The organism is Acaryochloris marina MBIC11017 (assembly GCF_000018105.1).
Classification (GTDB): domain Bacteria; phylum Cyanobacteriota; class Cyanobacteriia; order Thermosynechococcales; family Thermosynechococcaceae; genus Acaryochloris; species Acaryochloris marina.
Window position 1 is genome coordinate 3,233,217 of sequence record NC_009925.1, and the last position, 18,757, is coordinate 3,251,973.

The 18,757-nt window shown below is 48.7% G+C and carries 19 protein-coding genes; 13 read left to right on the forward strand and 6 right to left on the reverse strand.

The window, feature by feature from the left end; genetic code table 11:
* Window positions 1–45 precede the first annotated feature (45 nt).
* Together AM1_RS41015 and AM1_RS14535 are read right to left on the reverse strand one after the other, a co-directional pair.
* A complete protein-coding gene (locus AM1_RS41015; protein ID WP_148215746.1) occupies window positions 46–399 on the reverse strand; it encodes a hypothetical protein in 354 nt (117 codons plus the stop codon).
* 185 nt (window positions 400–584) lie between these two features.
* Window positions 585–1,853, reverse strand: coding sequence for a glycosyltransferase (locus AM1_RS14535; protein WP_012163608.1), 1,269 nt, complete (start codon window positions 1,851–1,853; stop codon window positions 585–587).
* Between the two features lie 310 nt (window positions 1,854–2,163).
* On the opposite strand from AM1_RS14535, the gene bicA reads away from it, so the two are divergent.
* From bicA to AM1_RS14585, 10 genes are all read left to right on the forward strand, one after another.
* Window positions 2,164–3,843 (forward strand): bicarbonate transporter BicA, encoded by a 1,680-nt coding sequence (gene bicA / locus AM1_RS14540; RefSeq protein ID WP_012163609.1) that lies wholly within the window; start codon window positions 2,164–2,166, stop codon window positions 3,841–3,843.
* 109 nt (window positions 3,844–3,952) lie between these two features.
* Window positions 3,953–5,320, forward strand: a complete 1,368-nt coding sequence (locus AM1_RS14545) for a cation:proton antiporter (protein ID WP_148215748.1) — start codon at window positions 3,953–3,955, stop codon at window positions 5,318–5,320.
* 94 nt (window positions 5,321–5,414) lie between these two features.
* A complete protein-coding gene (locus AM1_RS14550; protein ID WP_012163611.1) occupies window positions 5,415–5,750 on the forward strand; it encodes a cation:proton antiporter subunit C in 336 nt (111 codons plus the stop codon).
* Window positions 5,747–7,177, forward strand: coding sequence for a cation:proton antiporter (locus AM1_RS14555; RefSeq protein WP_012163612.1), 1,431 nt, complete (start codon window positions 5,747–5,749; stop codon window positions 7,175–7,177). Before AM1_RS14550 ends, AM1_RS14555 begins: the two co-directional genes overlap by 4 nt.
* A complete protein-coding gene (locus AM1_RS14560; protein ID WP_012163613.1) occupies window positions 7,174–7,560 on the forward strand; it encodes a Na+/H+ antiporter subunit E in 387 nt (128 codons plus the stop codon). Before AM1_RS14555 ends, AM1_RS14560 begins: the two co-directional genes overlap by 4 nt.
* Complete coding sequence (locus AM1_RS14565) at window positions 7,557–7,808, forward strand: hypothetical protein (RefSeq protein WP_010471110.1); 252 nt, start codon at window positions 7,557–7,559, stop codon at window positions 7,806–7,808. Before AM1_RS14560 ends, AM1_RS14565 begins: the two co-directional genes overlap by 4 nt.
* A complete protein-coding gene (locus tag AM1_RS14570; protein WP_012163614.1) occupies window positions 7,805–8,086 on the forward strand; it encodes a monovalent cation/H(+) antiporter subunit G in 282 nt (93 codons plus the stop codon). Before AM1_RS14565 ends, AM1_RS14570 begins: the two co-directional genes overlap by 4 nt.
* A complete protein-coding gene (locus AM1_RS14575; protein ID WP_012163615.1) occupies window positions 8,086–8,628 on the forward strand; it encodes a DUF4040 domain-containing protein in 543 nt (180 codons plus the stop codon). The genes AM1_RS14570 and AM1_RS14575 overlap by 1 nt, the downstream gene beginning before the upstream one ends.
* Entirely contained in the window at window positions 8,625–9,287 is a 663-nt protein-coding gene (locus tag AM1_RS14580; RefSeq protein ID WP_012163616.1) for a Na(+)/H(+) antiporter subunit B, read from the forward strand. The genes AM1_RS14575 and AM1_RS14580 overlap by 4 nt, the downstream gene beginning before the upstream one ends.
* 43 nt (window positions 9,288–9,330) lie before the next feature.
* Window positions 9,331–9,990 (forward strand): Uma2 family endonuclease, encoded by a 660-nt coding sequence (locus AM1_RS14585; protein ID WP_012163617.1) that lies wholly within the window; start codon window positions 9,331–9,333, stop codon window positions 9,988–9,990.
* A 174-nt stretch (window positions 9,991–10,164) separates the two neighbouring features.
* Here the strand turns inward: AM1_RS14585 and AM1_RS14590 are convergent, their stop codons facing one another.
* From AM1_RS14590 to nirB, 3 genes are all read right to left on the reverse strand, one after another.
* Window positions 10,165–11,583: an IS4-like element ISAcma16 family transposase gene (locus AM1_RS14590; protein ID WP_012161147.1), complete on the reverse strand. Its 1,419-nt coding sequence runs from the start codon at window positions 11,581–11,583 to the stop codon at window positions 10,165–10,167.
* A gap of 127 nt (window positions 11,584–11,710) precedes the next feature.
* Window positions 11,711–12,052, reverse strand: coding sequence for a nitrite reductase small subunit NirD (gene nirD, locus AM1_RS14595; RefSeq protein WP_012163618.1), 342 nt, complete (start codon window positions 12,050–12,052; stop codon window positions 11,711–11,713).
* 116 nt (window positions 12,053–12,168) lie between these two features.
* A complete protein-coding gene (nirB, locus tag AM1_RS14600) occupies window positions 12,169–14,730 on the reverse strand; it encodes a nitrite reductase large subunit NirB (RefSeq protein ID WP_012163620.1) in 2,562 nt (853 codons plus the stop codon).
* 210 nt (window positions 14,731–14,940) lie between these two features.
* On the opposite strand from nirB, the gene AM1_RS43225 reads away from it, so the two are divergent.
* Complete coding sequence (locus AM1_RS43225; protein WP_238549258.1) at window positions 14,941–15,135, forward strand: hypothetical protein; 195 nt, start codon at window positions 14,941–14,943, stop codon at window positions 15,133–15,135.
* A gap of 5 nt (window positions 15,136–15,140) precedes the next feature.
* On the opposite strand, the gene AM1_RS14610 is transcribed toward AM1_RS43225, so the two are convergent.
* Window positions 15,141–16,970 carry a serine/threonine-protein kinase gene (locus AM1_RS14610; protein ID WP_012163622.1) on the reverse strand — a complete coding sequence of 610 codons (1,830 nt, stop codon included), beginning with the start codon at window positions 16,968–16,970 and terminating at the stop codon, window positions 15,141–15,143.
* A 334-nt stretch (window positions 16,971–17,304) separates the two neighbouring features.
* Between AM1_RS14610 and AM1_RS14615 the strand changes: the two genes are divergently transcribed.
* Entirely contained in the window at window positions 17,305–17,889 is a 585-nt protein-coding gene (locus AM1_RS14615; protein WP_049783832.1) for a hypothetical protein, read from the forward strand.
* Between the two features lie 166 nt (window positions 17,890–18,055).
* A complete protein-coding gene (locus AM1_RS14620) occupies window positions 18,056–18,514 on the forward strand; it encodes a DM13 domain-containing protein (protein WP_012163624.1) in 459 nt (152 codons plus the stop codon).
* Window positions 18,515–18,757: the final 243 nt, after the last annotated feature.

The following is an 18,757-nucleotide window of genomic DNA, read 5'->3' on the forward strand; positions in this document are numbered from 1 at the left end:
TTCTTAGCTTTAATTGATGAATTGAATATGGCTTCAATCTATGATTTAGAATGAATCAAATGGCGAATACCCAGTGATAGAATGACAGCACTCTAGTTGAGTCGATAAATGGATACAACCTATGCCAACTGTGAAGTTGTAAGCTGTTTGAAAGAGTTCAGCAATAACTTTTGCACCATAACTATCGATTAAGCGAGTATTCTGAAAATCTAATACAATATATTTATTTGAAGTGATAGCTTCACAGATTGTTTGAAATAGTTGTTCTGTGTATTCTTGATTGCTTTGTGTCACATATTCAGGCATGACTAATATACAAGGCTGATAGCTTTTGTGGGTAATAGAACTAGTTTTTAAAGAAGCGGAAACATGTTCTTTTAGTAATGTGGCGTAAGACATGGTTTATCGTTCCAATGAGTCGAATTTGGCTCTCAGTAAAATACTTACTATGTAGGCCAACTCATCTACTATGGCAGTCCCATGTATGCAAACATGTTTTTGCCAAATAAAAATAGGTATAAGTTTCGTATAACAATGGCGGGGACGCCAAAAAATGGGTGTGGATCGCTGGAAGCGTAACCGTTTTAGGCGGTCATTTGCAAAATATGCTGTTGATAGAGTTGGCTCAACTGCTGGGCTACACCTTGCCAGCTAAAAGTTGTTTCTACTCGTTTGCGGGCGGCGAGTCCCCATTGTTCTCTGAGAGAGGGATCTGCCAAAATTTGATCAATGGCTCGGGAAAATCCAGGAATATCTTTGGCCGGGATGAGTAAGCCCGTTTCATGGGGTAGAACGGTGAACTGCAGCCCCCCTACATCGCTGGCAATCACGGGTGTTCGGCTAGCCATTGATTCTATGGCAACTAGGCCAAAGGGTTCATAGTGACTCGGAACGACACTGACATCAGCTGCTGCATAGTAGTAGGGCAAGGCGTCATTGCTAATTCGCCCCGGGAATTGTGTATGGTCGGCCAGATCGAGGTCTTGAACGATACCTTCGATGCGATCGCGTTCCCAACCATCTTTTTCTCCCGGACGACTACCGCCCCCAATAATCAATTGTAAGGTGTCATCTGTCCTAAATTTAGACTGAGCCACGGCTCGGACGAGGGTTTCAATGCCTTTGCGAGGGTCAAAGCGACCAATATAGAAGACGACTTTAGCGTCTAGGGGAATTCCCAACTTTTGGCGGGCCTCGGCTCGGGTCATCGCTCCATAGCGACCAATGTCGGTGCCACAGGGAATGACTTGAATATTGCCACGGGATGAAAGATGCGATCGCATATGGGCTTCTTCCTGGGGACTCGTGGCCACAATACAGTCCGCAGCTTCTAAGCACTGCTTTTCGATCGCGAGCCGAGTCGTCGCAATGGCAGGAATATTGGGAACATTGGCATACTTGATCGCCCCTAGGGAGTGGTAAGTATGCATTTGAACTAGAGGTTGGTGCTGTTTTAGTTCCATGCCGACCCAGCTGGACAGCCAATAATTCGTGTGCACCAAAGGGTATTGACAGCTTTCTTGCTGTTGAAACCCTAGGAGTTCTCTGACAAATTGTGGTAAATACTCGAAGATTTCATCCCGACTCACAAATTCAGTGGGGCCAGCAGTGAGGCGAATTGTGCGACAACCGGGACAATGTTGGACCTGCTCAGCTTGCTGGGGATGAGCCTTGCGGGTAAACATATCTACCTGCCAGCCGAGATGAGCTAGCGCTTCACCCACTTGGCGGACGTAAACATTTTGGCCTCCTGCTTCTTCTGCACCGATCTCAACTGCAGGATCACCATGTACAGAAATCAGTGCAACTTTGGTTGGCGGTCCATGGGGTGAGATTGGAGTAAATGGACTCATGACCCTGCGCAGAACTAAGTAACACTTAGCAAGAATACTTCCAAAATTTGCAAAATAAATCAATAAATATTTATACAAAGCATAGCCTACAACCATCCCTTCCCTGATGAATTGCTGTGTTTCTCAACAATCGCCCAGAAAAAAATGCTGAATGCGGAAATGATCCCCATTGTGATCCCTTTCCATAAGCTGGGGTTTTCGTATCCATTAGACATCAAAAACAGCAATTATCCGTAAATGCTTTGTTATAGATTTAATCCAATGTATATTGTTGTTAACATTGATTAAAGTCAACTAAAAGCGCTGACCTATGCAGATAACGAACCGAATCCATTTCCGAAACTTTAGCGGTGACCTCTTTGGGGGGATCACCGCTGCTGTTATTGCTTTGCCTATGGCCTTGACCTTTGGGGTTGCTTCTGGTGCAGGTCCTGCTGCGGGACTCTATGGTGCCATCCTGGTGGGCTTCTTTGCGGCTTTGTTTGGGGGCACACCTACCCTCATCTCAGAACCCACGGGTCCCATGACCGTAATTATGACAGCGGTCATTACAAACCTAACGGCGGCAACGGATGATCCCGAGAAAGGCTTAGCAATGGCCTTTACGGTGGTGATGATGGCAGGGATTTTCCAAATTCTGTTTGGTGTTCTGCGCTTAGGGAAATATGTCACCCTAATGCCCTATACCGTTGTGTCGGGCTTTATGTCAGGGATTGGCATCATTTTGGTGATCCTGCAGTTGGGACCCTTTTTAGGAGAGGCAGCGCCCAAAGGTGGGGTGCTAGGTACGCTCAGGGAGTTGCCGACTCTTTTGTCTGATATTAATGTCTCAGCCTTGTTTTTGAGTCTGCTAACGGTCGCCACCATTGTTTTGATTCCGATCCTTGTGCCGACGCAACTCAAGAAGTGGTTCCCACCTCAATTGGTTGCCCTATTAGTGGGTACCTTTGTCGCTCTGTGGTTGTTCCCAGGTGCCAGCGTGGATCGGATTGCACCGTTTGAGGCCGGGTTGCCCACGCTACGAATGCCTGTTTTTACCCAAAATGAGCTACAGCTTATGGTTGTGGATGCCATGATTTTGGCTGTTTTAGGGTGTATTGATGCCCTGTTGACTTCTGTGGTGGCCGATAGTCTGACCCGCACGGAGCATAATTCTAATAAAGAACTGATTGGCCAAGGGATTGGCAACCTAGTGTCTGGTTTGTGTGGTGGTATTGCGGGGGCTGGCGCCACGATGGGTACCGTGGTTAATATTCAAGCGGGTGGGCGAACAGCCCTCTCTGGTTTGACTCGCGCTTTTATCTTGTTGATTGTGGTTCTCTGGGCAGCCCCTTTAACCCAGAATATTCCCTTAGCCGTACTGGCAGGGATTGCCCTCAAGGTCGGAATTGACATTATTGATTGGGATTTCCTAAAGCGGGCCCATCAGGTGTCTTGGAAAGGAACGGCCATTATGTATGGTGTGATTGCCCTCACCGTTTTTGTTGATCTGATGGTGGCTGTGGGCATTGGTGTATTTATTGCCAATATCGTCACGATTGATCGCCTGAGTACTCTGCAATCCAAATCAGTGAAGGCCATCACGGATGCAGACGACGAAATTCAACTGACGGAGGAAGAAAAACAACTCCTCGATCAGGGCCAAGGACGCATGTTGCTCTTTCATTTAAGTGGCCCCATGATTTTCGGTGTTGCAAAGGCGATTTCACGAGAACAAAAAGCCCTGAAATATTGTGAGGCTTTGGTTCTAGACTTGAGTGATGTGCCTCATATGGGGGTTACCTCTTCCTTGACCATTGAAAATGCGATTGAAGAAGCTCTCGACAAAGGTTGTTCTGTGTTTGTGGTTGGCGCTGCTGGTCAAACTAGACGCCGTCTAGGCAAATTAGGGATTTGGGACCGTCTTCCCCCAGAAAATGTGTTGGCAGATCGCGTGGAAGCGTTGCGCAAAAGTGTAGCGGGTCTGGATCACTATGCGACCTCTGGTTGAAGATAGCTCACCCTCGATCTCTAGATGCTTGATCAAGGATGTTTTTCTGATTTGACAGATTATTGTTCACTCAATGTGGGATATGAATACATTCATCGATACTTTATCAATGTCACCGCTTCTCCAAGGCGGCATTTCTCAGCCTTGGTTAATCGCTGCAGCTAATGCAGATGAAGCGCCCCTCATCCTCTCAGGGGTACTCCTCAGCCTAGTGGTCATTTATCTCGCTAGTAAGCTTGGCGGTGAGTTATCACAGCTCTTAAACTTACCGCCTGTATTAGGAGAACTAGTCGGAGGGGTGGCGATTGGAGCCTCAGCCCTGCACCTGCTGGTCTTTGCAGAAGGTGGAACGGTTGCCGCTGATTCCGCCTTAATGCCAATTCTGCAGTTTATTGGCGGCAATCTCAGCGCCGAATCCATCACCTCGATTTTTGAAAGCCAGAGCGAAATCATTGAGATTTTGTCCGAGCTGGGGGTGATTATTCTACTATTTGAAATTGGCTTAGAGTCGGATCTCAGAGAACTAACGGAGGTGGGCTATCAGGCAGTGTTAGTGGCGGTAGTCGGTGTAGTAGCGCCCTTTGCGGCGGGGACTGCCGGATTGGTGCTGTTGTTCCATATGCCCACGATTCCATCGATTTTTGCCGGAGCTGCATTGACGGCAACCAGTATTGGTATTACCTCCAAGGTTCTGTCTGAATTGGGCTTCCTTAAATCCAAAGAAGGGCAAATTATTGTTGGTGCAGCCATTATTGATGACGTGTTAGGCATTATCGTTTTGGCAGTGGTGGCCAGCTTGGCTAAAACTGGCGAAGTGGATATCGTTAATGTTCTGTATTTGATTGGTAGCGCCTCAGCATTTTTGGTGGGCTCTATTCTGCTAGGTCGATTTTTCAATCAAGCCTTTGTGACCATTGCCGACCAACTGAAAACTCGCGGCAAACTAGTGATTCCTGCTTTGAGTTTTGCTTTTATCATGGCTTTTCTGGCCAATGCGATTCACTTAGAAGCGATTCTGGGGGCCTTTGCTGCTGGTTTGGTGCTCGATGAAACGGATAAGCGCAAAGAACTGGATAAACAGGTGGTTCCCATTGCCGATATTCTCGTGCCGATTTTCTTTGTGACCGTAGGGGCAAAAGCAGACTTGAGCGTCCTCAATCCAGCAGTGCCTGAAAACCGAGAAGGATTAGTGATTGCCGCTTTTCTGATTGTGGTCGCCATGATTGGCAAGCTGATGACGGGTTGGACGGTTGTCGGTCAGCCTGGCATTAATCGCTTTGCGATTGGCGTTGGCATGATTCCTCGAGGGGAGGTCGGCCTAGTCTTTGCCGGGATTGGTTCAGCCAGTGGTGTGTTGGATAAACCTTTGGAAGCAGCGATTATTACGATGGTGATTTTGACCACCTTTGTGGCGCCGCCATTGTTACGGGTGGCGTTTAAAGGCGGTGCGATCGCAATTGAGTCTCCAGCGAACTAGCACCTTTCGAGAACTGCGATGCTGGGGTGATATCGCAGTTCCCTCACCCACTTCTCTCACCCCCTTTTTTTAATTAACCCTTTTTAAAATCACCATGTTAGAAGCGTTTATTTTTGCGACGATTCTCTGTGGCTTTTTCGGCATCATCCTTAAGCAAAATCTGATGATGAAGATTATTGCAATGGATGTGATGAGTACTGGCGTTATTGCCTATTACGTCAAGATCTCAGCCCGACAAGGATTTTTCACCCCCATTCTCACGAATAGTCATCAGGGGGCCTATGCGGATCCGGTCCCGCAAGCCGTGATTTTGACGGCAATTGTGATTGGGTTTTCAATTCAAGCGTTGATGCTGGTGGGCGTCATGAAGCTCTCCCGCGACAATCCCACCTTGGAAAGCCGTGAGATTGAAAAGACCTACACACCATGAATACCCTAACGATTATTTGGATAGCCCTGCCGTTTTTCGTGGGGTTTGTAGGGTATCTGGTCCCTAAGGTTGATCGATACTTAGCCTTGGCCATGACCTTAGTGTCTGCCAGCTATGCCGCTCGAGTGTTGATGGAATCAACGCCGCTGACGGTAGAGCTGATGGATAACTTTGGGGTCACCCTCCAGATTGATAGTCTGAGTGGCTACTTTATCTTGACCAATGCCCTAGTTACGGCTGCCGTGATTTGCTATTGCTGGGGGACAGGAAAATCCGCATTTTTTTATACCCAGACCATTATTCTGCATGGCAGCGTCAATGCCGTCTTTATTTGCGCCGACTTTATTAGTTTATATGTCGCCTTAGAGGTGATTGGCATTGCCGCCTTCTTGTTGGTGTCCTACCCGCGTACGAATCGGGCGATTTGGGTGGCCCTGCGCTACCTGTTTATCAGCAATACGGCCATGCTGTTTTATTTGGTGGGCGCTGTGTTGGTGTACCAAGCCAACAACTCCTTTGCTTTTGCGGGCTTGGAAAAGGCACCCCCAGAAGCCCTAGCCCTGATTTTCTTGGGACTGTTGACCAAAGGCGGCATATTTGTATCAGGGTTGTGGTTACCCTTAACCCATTCCGAGTCCGAAACCCCTGTCTCTGCCCTACTCTCCGGCGTTGTGGTCAAAACCGGGGTCTTTCCTTTGGCTCGGATGGCCTTAATGGTGGATACAGTCGCCCCAGTGATCACCCTATTTGGGATTGGCACTGCCTTTTTGGGGATTAGCTTGGCTCTCTTTGAGCAAGACACCAAGCGACTTTTGGCCCAAAGCACTATTTCTCAGCTTGGATTTATCCTGGCTGCCCCGGCTGTGGGTGGGTTCTATGCCTTGACTCACGGTTTGGTGAAAGCCACCCTCTTTTTAACCGCAGGCACCTTGCCTAGCCGAGATTTTCAGGAACTGCATAAGCAGCCAATCCCACGATCCCTATGGCTAGTCCTGTTGATGGCCAGCTGCTCTATCTCCGGTCTTCCCCTCTGGGCTGGGTTTGCCTCTAAGGCATTAACCCTAAAAAGTCTGCTGCCTTGGCAAATGCTCGCCCTCAATATTGCCACCGTAGGCACCGTGGCCACCTTTGCCAAATTTATCTTTTTGCCCCATCAAAGGGGCTCCAAGTCGATTCGAACTGGATTTTGGGTGGCGGTGCTGCTGCTGTTGGGGGGCTTACTGGCGGCCAATGGTGCTTATTACCAGGCCTATACCGTGGCCAATATCGGTAAAGCTTTAGCGAAGGTGGCAATTGGCTGGTTGGTCTATTGGCTAGTGATTCGACGGGTAGTGCTGAAACTGCCACGGGTGCAGGAGCAGCTCGAACATTTAATTGGGGGGATGAGCTTAATGTTGGTTCTATTGTTCTGGATGGTGTTGGCATGACTGGATATCTGAATATTCTGCTGCGTTTAGCCATCTGGTTTTTGCTAACCGCCGATTTTGGTATTGCCAATACCATCATTGGCGTCTGTGTGGCTTTACTGTTGCCCCGTCGTGCCAATCCGGGGGCCTTAAAAGATTGGCTGCATGCGATCGGGGAAATTATTATTGCCATTCCCCAAGCCTTTATTGAAGCGATTGAAATTATGGTCCGTCCCCACCGTTATGAAGCGATGACGATGGAACATGTCAAACCGCAGCGCACTCCTGGACTGATTTTTCTCGATATTTTCGTGATTACCTTTACCCCGAAAACCATTGTATTGAAGTACCACGAGGAAGGGTTGTACGAAGTCCACCGGATTCAGCGGAGGAAGCAGTCATGAATATCATCCTGATTGCGATGATTCTGGCCCTGGCCATTCCCATTTATGAAGCCTGTCAGGACGAGGATGTGTGGCAGAAAATGCTGGCCTTTGCCAGTATCGCCAGCAAAACGTCGATCATGATTTTGGTGATTTCAGTCCTGCGGGATGACTGGATGATTGGCGTTGTCGGGGTGCTGATTCTCAGCGTTGGTAATGCTGCCCTGATGCTGTTGGCCCATATTATTAAACGGATTAGTGACGGATGATTAACGTAATTAGTTATGTCTGTATGGGCATGGGGATGGTCTTTTGGTTTTGGGGCACCTGGCCCTTAGTGGGTCACCGCTCGGTGCTGTATAAGCTCCATAGCCTCTCTGTGGCCGATACCTTGGGTTCCATGTTAATTGTCGTCGGTTTGCTGCTGAAAATCCCCCGAGAGTGGCCCTTGCTGGTGCTGGCCATTCTATCCCTGGCGATTTGGAATACGGTGCTGGGATATGTGTTGGCCTATTGCTCAAGTAGTCCCAAGGAGGCAGAGACGTAATGGAAGATAGCTATGTTTACATCATTATTGCCCTGCTGCCTTTGACCGCAACGATGGTGGTGCTGCAGGTCAATCCCTACCATGCTCTGATTATTCGGGGGATTTTGGGTGCGGTAGCCGCTCTGGTCTATGCCGTCTTGGGGGCAGCAGACGTAGCTTTAACAGAAGCGCTCGTCGGAACCATGTTGGCGATAACCCTCTATGCGGTGGCGGTCCGATCCTCTCTAGTGGTGCGCTTGGGTGTGCTCCAGGCCGTTGAACCCCAAGGGTTTCAATCCTGGATTGAAGGATGTCGGACGGTATTCTCTAAGCACTATATGCGCTTGGAACTGGTCAATTACCCCAATGACCAAGACCTCCGCCAAGCCTTGAATGAAAAGGAAGTGCATGCCATTTATCTGCCTCAACAGCCTGCTGAAGCCCAGGATCAAGCCCTAATCCGCGTCCCTCGCTTATACGAAATTATGGAAGCAGAATTGACATCACCCGATACAACTCTGACCTGTGTAACGGTGGCTGAGTCAGCGGAGGTGAAGGTATGAAGTGGCTGTATATCCTTGCAGGCCTCGCCCTCTATGTCAAAATTTTGGTGATGCCCAATCCAGAATTGGATGTTGCTGATTTGTCGATGGTGCAGGCTGTCGTTGATGATAGTGGCGTTCCCAATGCCTTAGCAGGCATTATTTTCAGGAATCGCCTCTACGACACCATTTTCGAAGTGGTGGTGTTTACCATCGCCATTATGGGTGTCCGTTTTCTGTTGGCGGATGAGCAGCCCTCTAAAAAGGTGCATCGATTTACGGATCAACCTTCGATTGTCCTCGCCAGACTAGGGGCAACCATTGCCTCATTGGTCAGTATCGAGTTGGCGATTCGCGGCCATTTAAGTCCTGGCGGTGGGTTTGCGGCGGGTGTGGCAGGCGGCACAGCCATTGGTCTAATCGCAATTACCTCGTCTTCCAAGTGGATGCAAGGGATCTATCAGCGCTGGCGAGCAGCTATGTGGGAGAAGATCTCTGTTCTAGTGTTTTTGGTCTTAGCTGCAATCACATTGGTTGGTTTTGAATTACCCCACGGTGAACTGGGTGCTTTGGTCAGTGGGGGTGTGATTCCCATTCTTAATGTATTGGTAGCGATTAAGGTGGCCCTCGGTTCTTGGGCGGTGATTTTGGTGTTTATTCGATATCGGGGCTTGCTGTAAGGGGTTGGATACAATAGAGACACCCCACATCTAAAGCAGAGTTATGGTTGCAACGGTTTTACCTGTTGAGCGTCAAGCCCTTGGAGAAAAACGCGTCAGTGTTAGTGGTTTGACCTGGGAAGCCTATCAGAAAATTCTGCATGCCTTACCTAACAGTCGAGCGATTAGACTCACCTATGACCAAGGAACTTTAGAAATTGCGATGCCTCTGGAAGATCATGAATTTGCCCTGCGATTAATTGAGCGATTCATTGTGATCTTGGTGACAGCTATGGGAATGAAGATCAAAACCATGGGGTCCACAACCATGGATCGTCCAGATTTAGATCGGGGATCTGAACCTGATTGTGCCTATTACATTCAAAATCAAGCGGTGGTGGCAGGCCGTAAGGTTGATTTCTCGCAAGATCCACCGCCAGATTTGGTAGTAGAAGTGGACATTACCAACACGGATATTGCTAAAGATCGGCTGTATGCATCGATGGGAGTGCCTGAGTTCTGGCGCTATAACGGGCAGGTGTGGCGGATTTTTCAACTGCAAGGAGAAGCGTATCAGGAATGCGATCGCAGTCCCACTTTCGATTGGGTCAACAAAGAAAACCTATACCACTTCCTAGAACAAGCTCAACAGGATGAAATTGCTGCGGAGCAAGCGTTCCGAGCATGGGCACAAGAGCAATGCCAGCAAAAGTTACAGCAGTGAAACTGGCTGGGTTAGAGCCTGTTTGAGTACACATCTGCACAAGAATATTAGGGTGCCAGATAAAACACTTTATGGGAAAAATAAATAGGCTTTAACCCACGTTGACTGCCAGCGTATTCAAATCACCGCCTTGGGATAAACTATTAAAGTTCAATGGCACTGACTTAAGCTCAATCAAACAGCTAGCTTAGCTTTGAGAGCAGAGCGAGGTTGTCGCATTCGCGGGAAAGATTTGGGTCTGCGTTTGACGACTCTCGGTTCGTGCCGATTCGGTCGAGAGGGTAATAGATCGGCTGCCATGGTCTCAAGTAGATGAGTAAACAACCGCTTTCTGGTCGCACGGTTGGCTGTCGCCAACAAAGCAAGCATCTGATTGAAGTGTTGTCGTGCTCCTTGCACAGACAGTTGAGTTCTAGCATTATCTGCTAGCGGTGCCGCAAGTTCCATGAGACTTCTGAGTAGGTTATAGCCCAACAAATGTACCCAAATGTCCTTGCGCACCATATCCGGAGTTTTGGCACTGAGCATCTCCATTTTTAAGGTGGTTTTGAGATGGCGCAGATTGACTTCCGCCACTGGCCAACGCCAGCCATACAAGCGAGTCAGTTGCCCAGCGCTGTAGCGTTGAGCATCCAGCAGCGTCGTCACCACAATAATGTGCTGGTCGCGAAAGCCCTTAAGGGATAAGCGCAAACACACCTCTCTAACGACCAATGTTTGAGGAATCAGGGCAAAATCTTGCTCACTCATGTGCTCAGGCCGTTGGGCTGGCTTATGCCATGTCACCTGATGATCACCAATGCCATGCTTGTTGCCTTTGCGGAAATCAGTCTTGCGAGCATGATGTTTACGCAACACTCCATCAGCCCTGTGTTGTTGAATGATGGCTAGATCAACATAGCTGCCATAAGCTTGGTCCGCCATGACCACATCACCGACCTCAAGGTCTTGATAGAGCAAACGACTCATGACAATTTCACTGGTGTCCCAGGAGGCAATACAAGCTGACGCCACTGCACCGGTAACCAAACAGAAGAACACTACCAAGCGAGCGATGGGAAAACCACAGCCTGCTGTTTGATTGCCATGTTGTGGATATGATGCTTGGTTGGCCGCACTATCAGCCATCAACACGGTGGTTCCGTCGTAGACCTTGACGGGCCGACCACACCAGAGGTGCTCTGGGGAGAGGGGTTGCGCTAAGCACTCAGCGCTTTCGGGAATTAAACGTTGCAACAGTGACTCTGGAAAGCGACTTCTGGCTTTGCTGTAGGCTCCGGTATCAGATGAGGGCGGTTGGATGCCAGCCGCTGTGAGCCAAGTCGTGATGCATTTGACTGTGTTACGAAGGCTTTTATCGGCTGATAGCACTTGGTAAAGCATGGCCCACAGCGTAACGATGGGGCTATATATCCGGTTGCGATAGGAGAATGCTTCTTCTTTCAGGAGTTCCTCTAACCTTGAGGCTAGAAGGATATCTGTCCACGGTAAACCCAGGCTTTGGGAAAATTGCTGCTTGAGAATTTCGGCTGACTCAGACATAGTGAAAGGCAGAAGTTTATGGCGTGCAAGTCTTGATCCTATATCTATCAAGACTTGTAGCCTTTTCCTGACTTCTTAAGTCAGTGCCATTGTATTAAAGTTGGCTTGACCTGAATCGGGCATGTCAAACGCATGGGAAGACGAGCAGTTGATGAGCTATTGAGGTGAGGGTGTCAAGTTACTCAACTGTTTGTACCTGCACCTGACCATCAACCACCCGAGCCGGATAGACCGCAAGCTTGACAGCATCATTATCTAAGCAGTCTCCTGTTTGTAGATTAAAATTCTGTTTATAAATCGGAGAGGCCACTTTCAAGACGCCTTTGCGATCGCCAATTAGACCCCGCGACATCACAAACGACTTGCTAAAGGGATCAAAGTTATCTAAGGCATAGACTTCATCGGTTTCACCAATGCGAAAAATAGCCACCTGATTGTCTCCTACCAGAGCATTAACACCCGTGTTAGGTGCGATCGCATCTAATGAACAAACGGTGATCCAACGGTTGGCTGTAATCATCGGGGCCGGGGTAGATACGGATTGTTCCATGACAGCTTGGGTAATAAGGATCAAGAAAAAACAAGGGGATACAGCTGTGGTCGTCATGTCTGCATCCCTGTCGCAAGGTTGAGAGACTAGCCGGGTGTGACCAAGGCCTCTCCCTGTTTTAAGATGGCTCGCTCTGCCTCTGTGGCCGGACGCTTTTGGCCCCGCTCCTGTACATAAACCAAAGACGGGTCTGTGGCATCGGCATTCACAAAGTGACGGAAACGCTGCATATGTTGCGGACTCTCAAGAGTGGCGGCCCACTCACACTGATAGGTGTCCACATGGTGCTGCATCTGGGCTTCCAGCTCCGCTGCAATGCCAAGGGAGTCCCCAATAATTACCTGTTTGAGATAGGCGAGTCCCCCTTCTAGCTTGTTAAACCATGTAGAAGTACGCTCCAGCTTATCCGCCGTACGAATGTAAAACATCAAGAACCGGTCGAGATAACGAATTAGGGTTTCTTTATCGATATCCGTCGCCAGCAGAGTGGCATGTTGGGGCTTGGTGCCACCGTTGCCACAGACATATAGGTTCCAACCATTTTCCGTGGCAATAATGCCAAAGTCTTTACCCTGGGCTTCGGCACATTCCCGTGTACAGCCTGAAACCGCCGACTTGAGTTTGTGGGGCGATCGCAATCCCCGATAGCGCAGCTCCAAATCAATCGCCAGGCTGGTAGAATCCTGCACACCAAATCGGCACCAAGTACTGCCCACACAGGACTTCACCGTGCGCAGCGCCTTACCATAGGCATGGCCTGACTCAAACCCAGCGTCCACCAATCGCTTCCAGATCAGGGGCAGTTGATCCAGCCGCGCTCCAAATAAGTCCACCCGCTGGGCTCCGGTAATTTTGGTGTACAGGTCAAATTCTTGGGCCACTTGACCCAACACAATGAGCTTCTCGGGGGTGATTTCTCCCCCCGGTATTCTGGGGATCACAGAATAGGTGCCGTCTTTTTGAATATTGGCCAAAAACGAATCGTTAGTATCTTGGAGGCCCACATGGGGACGATCCAGCACATACTCATTCCAGGTGGAGGCTAGCATCGACGCCACTGCTGGTTTACAAATCTCGCAGCCATGGCCCGAACCATGCTGGGCGAGCAGCGCATCAAATGATTTAATCTGTCCCACCCGTAACAGGTGATATAGCTCCTGACGAGAATAGGGAAAATGTTCGCACAGGTGGTTATTAACCTCGATACCCGCCTTTTTCAGCTCTGACTGCATCAGGTCTTTCACTAGCGGTACACAACCACCACAGCCAGTGCCTGCATTAGTGCATTTCTTCAGGCCAGGCAAATCGGTGATATGGTCGTCTCGCACCGCAGAACAAATTTGCCCTTTAGATACATTGTTACAAGAACAAATCTGGGCCGTATCTGGTAGATTCTCCACACTCAAGGATGGGGTCTGCCCTTCAACCGCTGGCGCCATTAGGCTTAAAGGGTTGGCTGACAGTTTGACCTGGTTTTGAGTCAGTTGCGAAAATGTCCCATAGTCCGAGGCATCGCCGATCAGTATGCCTCCTAGCAGTAGCGACCCGTCGCTGTTGACCACTAGCTTTTTGTAAGTGCCTGCGATCGCATCGGTCACTACCAGCTCTTTAGACCCCGGTGTTTTGGCAAAGTTGTCACCAAAGCTGGCCACATCCACCCCTAGCAGCTTCAGCTTGGTGGACATATCTGCCCCAGTAAACTGTTGCGGTTTCACTACCTCCATCAGCGTATCGCTGACCACCTCCGCCATATGGTATCCCGGTGCCACTAGGCCAAAGGTACGGTCCTGATAGGCGGCGCATTCACCAATGGCATACACCTTGGGATCTGAAGTTTGGCAAGCTTCATTGATGACGATGCCACCTCGGTTGCCAATGTCCAGGTCGCAGTTTCGGGCTAACTCATCCCTGGCCCGAATCCCCGCTGAGAAGACAATCATATCCGTCTGTAGTGCTTCGCCATCAGCAAATTCCATTCTCACCAGCTTGCCGTTTTCGCTGACAATATCGGTGGTGGCTTTGCTGGTATGTACCTGTACCCCTAGGGCCTCAATTTTGTCTTTCAGTACGGCACCGCCTGCCTCATCGATTTGCACGGGCATCAGCCGGGGGGCAAACTCCACTACATGGGTGTCTAAACCCAGGGATTTTAGCGCGTTGGCACATTCCAGACCCAGTAGTCCACCGCCTACGACCACGCCGGTTTTTACCTGGGAACCGTAGTCTTTAATGGCGTCTAAATCTTCAATGGTGCGATAGACAAAGGTGCCGGTGGCGTCATTGCCTTTGATGGGCGGGACAAAGGGGTAGGAGCCGGTGGCGATGACCAGCCGATCGTAAGCAATTTCAAGGCCGTTGGCAGACTTGACGATCTGGTGTTTGCGGTCAATCTCCACAACCTGGTCGCCAATGTAGGTGGTAATGCCATGCTCTTGGTAAAAACCAGGCTCTACCATAGTGAGGTCTGCGGCGGTTTTACCTTCAAAGTACTGACTCAGGTGTACACGGTCGTAAGCGACACGGGGTTCTTCTCCAAAGGTGACTAGGTGCCAGCGATCGCCACCTCCTTTCTCTACCATTAGCTGGAGAAACCGATGTCCCACCATGCCGTTGCCAACAATGACGAGAGTTTGCTTATGGTTCGGCATATGTTTAGTTTTTGAGCAACATACTGAGCACCAGGGTGATCGATCCCTGGCGAAAAAAACAGCCCCTGTATGCGCTAATTGATTTAGATCGATGCAATAAACGCGTTTAGAGGTGCATTATTAACAGTTATTTTCAAAAGTAAAAAAAACAATGCTGGAACATAACAAGTTGTTATTGAACGGTAATCTTTTGCAAAGCATTTTGTGACAGTGGATTGGTTTCTAGTTCTCAAAAAAAATCTGCAGAATGAATTCAGTTGCGTCTATTTCCGGATGGTGACGACTGGCTTCGATTGGGTCAACCAAGAAGACCTGTACCACTTCCTTGAACAAGCCCAACAAGATGAAATTGCTGCCGAGCAAAATTTTCGAGCATTGGTGCAACACAAACTTCAGCAGCAATAATCCACTTATGGTCTGTACATCACCCAGCCTCTAGAGGTGAGAAACTGACTGTTGGAGTTTGAATTGCCATAACTGAGCATTTCATGTTTGGCCGACTTGGGGCAGCCATCGGTACTCTGTTCACCAATACAGAGCAGCTTCCAGCCAGAAAAGGTAGTGGAACTACCGGGAGAAATCGGCTCAATACCAGGATTGACTGATTGAAATTGGTTAAATAATTGATTCAGTGCTAAAAATTGGGACTGACTGAGAGATGCAATGTTGGCACTGTAAGCGGGAATGGGTTGATTAGGATTTTGGATCACTTGATCAACAATAGAAATCTCAGGCTGCCTTGCTGGTGGGGGCGTACTCCCAAGATCTTGCACATCAGGCTTGGCCCATTGGGGTTTGAGAGATATGCGACAGCGTGGATTGTCTAAGTTGCAGTACAACTCTTGACACTGAAGCTGTTGCCAAAGGGCTGCCTCGTCACTATAAAAGAAATCACTGCCAATTCCTGGACCTCTGGGTAAAAGAACATTACAGGCATGTTGTCGAGTGCCCGTAATTTTTAATACGCCAGCCGTATAAGTCTGAATTTCGTCATTATTGCTATTGGCAACATTGACTGTTTTGGTAATGGTAGGGTTGGGGGGCGTGTCATGACTGAGGGGGGCAGCCGAAATGGCTTCCTCATCTGGATCATTGAAGCTATCAGCAGGGGCGGCTGCCTCATCCTCAGCATCTTGCTCTGCAGCATTGGTAGAAATGATGGGATTCACTTCCTGAACGGGCGGTTTTAAGATCATGGCTGCTCCCATAATGCTGGCGGCAATTACACTAGTGCCTGCAATGACAGGAACCAACCAGTTCTTACTCGGCTTTACCTCTGCTTGGTTAGACACTGGTGCAGCAGGTTGTGAAGTCATGGGTGTTGGCACGACATACTCAGTCGTTGCCAAGGTGTCTGAAGTTTGCGGAGTAGGTGGTATGGGTGGCGTATCCCTAATGGGAGTCGAAGGGTTGACGACGGTGGATTTTGCTTGTTGTAAGGCCTGAATGGCTTCTCCAGCGGTTTGATAGCGCTCTTTGAAGTGGTAGCGCACCATTTTGGTGAGAAATTGAGCAAAGCCACTGCTAACGTCGGCTTGGCCGATCCAAACTAGTTCGCCTTCGTCATCTTCTGGGAGTTGGGCAGGGGAGAGTCCGGTGAGGGCTTGAATACCAATAATGCCAACGGCATAAAGGTCGCTGCTAAATCGAGGTTTGCCACGGGTTTGTTCAGTGGGCATGTATCCTGGGGTGCCAATCGCGACAGTTTGGCTGACTTGTCCTGATATAACAGTTTGTTGGGCACGCACTTCTTTAACCGCTCCAAAGTCAATCAGAACCAGTTGGTTGTCCTGTTGGCGGCGAAGAATATTGTCTGGCTTAATGTCTCGATGAATCACCTTTTGGTCATGGACAAACGTAAGAATATTGAGAATTTCCTCCATTAGCTGGATAACCTGGGGTTCACTCCAACACTGGCCGAGAGGTAGCTCCTGAGTAAGCGGATGCCCTTCAATAAATTCTTGTACCAGATAAAATTCAGCACTTTGCTCAAAGTAAGCTAACAGCTGGGGAATCTGAGAGTGCTTCCCCAGTTTTTGGAGAGTTTCTGCTTCGCTAAAAAATAAACGCTTAATCGTAGTGAGAAAGTCAGAATCTGCCTTGGCCGCATGGAGGCGCTTAACCACGCATTGGGGCTGACCTGGTAAGTGGGTGTCTTTGGCGATAAACGTTTGTCCCATCCCTCCAGCAGCGAGTGGTTGGATGATCTGGTAATGCCCAGCAAGAATTTGTTCAGTCATAATATCCCCTCTCTGTAATCAGCATTCCCTGTCAGAGCCGTGGATTTTTCATATAGGCAAGTCAATGCCTTTCAGGCTTTTGGGTAGTCATAGTAGGGGTTTCTAGAATGCACAAACCTAATCGTAAGGTGGAGTTTGCTAACCCTCCCCTATCAAACAAATGGCAGTATCGTGCTGGCATCTCGGTTGACGATGCCCATTTTAGAGTCTGAAATATGAACTGTGCTGTGATAGCTGGTGGACGATACCAGGCTGTTCTAAAGATAACCAGCATTAAGACCCGCAATATCATGATTTGCTGTATGGTCTGAGCAACTTACTGGCAACCGAATTTATGACTGCTGACCATCCTTTATCGGCTCAACAACAAGAGCTTAGCCATCTCAATTTCCGTGTTTTGGAAGTGACGCCAGATACGATTATTGGGGCTCGGCGGACGTTTAATTGGGAATGCCTGTTGACTTGGGTGAACTATACCGTCTTTGTTCGCCGCGTTCCTCTCCTCAATGCTCAAGTCATGGAAACCGATCAACAGAACTTAATGCAAAAGGCTCAGCAGGCGAATCAGTCACCATTGCCTAGAGGATTTCAATCGGGCAATGCGGTTTTGGTTGCCTATATTGCCGACCAAGTAGATTTAGAGGCGCGCCAACTCTGTCAGCGAAAAACTAAAATTCGCTTTGCTCAGTTTTATGTACCTGCTGCCTCGGATCATGAAGGGCAAACGTATCTGATTCAAAAAACGCCCCTGTGGGGATTTATCTATTACGTCAAATTTCGCTACATTCTCAACCGTCTCTTAAAACCGACAGGAACGCCGAATCAGGAACCCCGATCAACAGCTGGCCTGATCCTTACAGGAGTCTTTGTTCTGTACATGCTGTTCTTGGTCGTGATTCTGGCTACGATCTTTAATTAGCAGTGAATGCTTAGATTGCGAAGGTGCCCCATCGGTTTGCTAGAGCTAGCGCTCTCCTCTCAGCAAATCCTCAAGTTTATTTATGAACCTCTCAGGGGCGGATCAAATCCCTCTCAAAATGTCCCGGCATTATTAGAGATAAGTTCAGTCTTACAGGGAATTTGTTATGAAACGTCTTGCTTTTGGCACCTTATCCGCTTTTCTGCTCGCAACTAGTGTGATTCAGCCCAGTCTAGCTATTGAATCGGTTCTCCAAGGGAATGCCAATGAATCGTCTTTTCTCGTAGCTAAGAAATCGGTTGTTGCATCTGGACAGTTTGTCACCGTCAAAAAACAATCCACAGGGTCTGCTCAAATTATTTCGAAAGGCGGCAAGCGCTATTTAGAATTAAGCACTGACTTTAGTACTGCCAAAGGTCCTGATGTAAAAGTGGTCTTGTCTCGACAAGCTCAGGTTCCAGGCTCCATTGAAGAAGGAACTTATGTAACCCTAGCTCCTCTACAAAAGTTTCAGGGTAAGCAACTCTATGAACTTCCTAGCGATATTGATTTAGACGATTATGCATCAGTGGCTCTATGGTGCAGACAGTTTAATGTCACGTTTGGGTATGCTCCCCTTAGTTAGTTTCATGATGGGGAGATGAGTGGTCTAATCCTCTGGACTGGAGTAGACTATCTCAGATTTGCTCTCAATCCTTGTCATGTGAATAGTGTTCGCCCGAGTCTCTTGTACCGATGGGGTAATCTTCCAAGCGCTTCTATGAAGATTGCTCCATTTTTTATAGGGGCCGGTTGATAGCTACAAATAAGGGTAAGGGTCTGGGTCTGACCTACAGTATCGTCAAGCGGGTCAATGGTGAACTTGAAG

Bases quoted from the DNA above. Each gene is read 5' to 3' on its own strand.
- AM1_RS14565 (WP_010471110.1), top strand. From the start codon at position 7,557: ATGAATATCATCCTGATTGCGATGATTCTGGCCCTGGCCATTCCCATT.
- AM1_RS14610 (WP_012163622.1), bottom strand. From the start codon at position 16,970: ATGACTGAACAAATTCTTGCTGGGCATTACCAGATCATCCAACCACTC.
- AM1_RS41015 (WP_148215746.1), bottom strand. From the start codon at position 399: ATGTCTTACGCCACATTACTAAAAGAACATGTTTCCGCTTCTTTAAAA.
- AM1_RS14550 (WP_012163611.1), top strand. From the start codon at position 5,415: ATGTTAGAAGCGTTTATTTTTGCGACGATTCTCTGTGGCTTTTTCGGC.
- AM1_RS14570 (WP_012163614.1), top strand. From the start codon at position 7,805: ATGATTAACGTAATTAGTTATGTCTGTATGGGCATGGGGATGGTCTTT.
- AM1_RS14620 (WP_012163624.1), top strand. From the start codon at position 18,056: ATGAAACGTCTTGCTTTTGGCACCTTATCCGCTTTTCTGCTCGCAACT.
- AM1_RS14555 (WP_012163612.1), top strand. From the start codon at position 5,747: ATGAATACCCTAACGATTATTTGGATAGCCCTGCCGTTTTTCGTGGGG.
- AM1_RS14580 (WP_012163616.1), top strand. From the start codon at position 8,625: ATGAAGTGGCTGTATATCCTTGCAGGCCTCGCCCTCTATGTCAAAATT.
- nirD (WP_012163618.1), bottom strand. From the start codon at position 12,052: ATGATTACAGCCAACCGTTGGATCACCGTTTGTTCATTAGATGCGATC.
- nirB (WP_012163620.1), bottom strand. From the start codon at position 14,730: ATGCCGAACCATAAGCAAACTCTCGTCATTGTTGGCAACGGCATGGTG.
- AM1_RS14585 (WP_012163617.1), top strand. From the start codon at position 9,331: ATGGTTGCAACGGTTTTACCTGTTGAGCGTCAAGCCCTTGGAGAAAAA.
- bicA (WP_012163609.1), top strand. From the start codon at position 2,164: ATGCAGATAACGAACCGAATCCATTTCCGAAACTTTAGCGGTGACCTC.
- AM1_RS14535 (WP_012163608.1), bottom strand. From the start codon at position 1,853: ATGAGTCCATTTACTCCAATCTCACCCCATGGACCGCCAACCAAAGTT.
- AM1_RS14615 (WP_049783832.1), top strand. From the start codon at position 17,305: ATGACTGCTGACCATCCTTTATCGGCTCAACAACAAGAGCTTAGCCAT.
- AM1_RS14545 (WP_148215748.1), top strand. From the start codon at position 3,953: ATGTCACCGCTTCTCCAAGGCGGCATTTCTCAGCCTTGGTTAATCGCT.
- AM1_RS14560 (WP_012163613.1), top strand. From the start codon at position 7,174: ATGACTGGATATCTGAATATTCTGCTGCGTTTAGCCATCTGGTTTTTG.
- AM1_RS14575 (WP_012163615.1), top strand. From the start codon at position 8,086: ATGGAAGATAGCTATGTTTACATCATTATTGCCCTGCTGCCTTTGACC.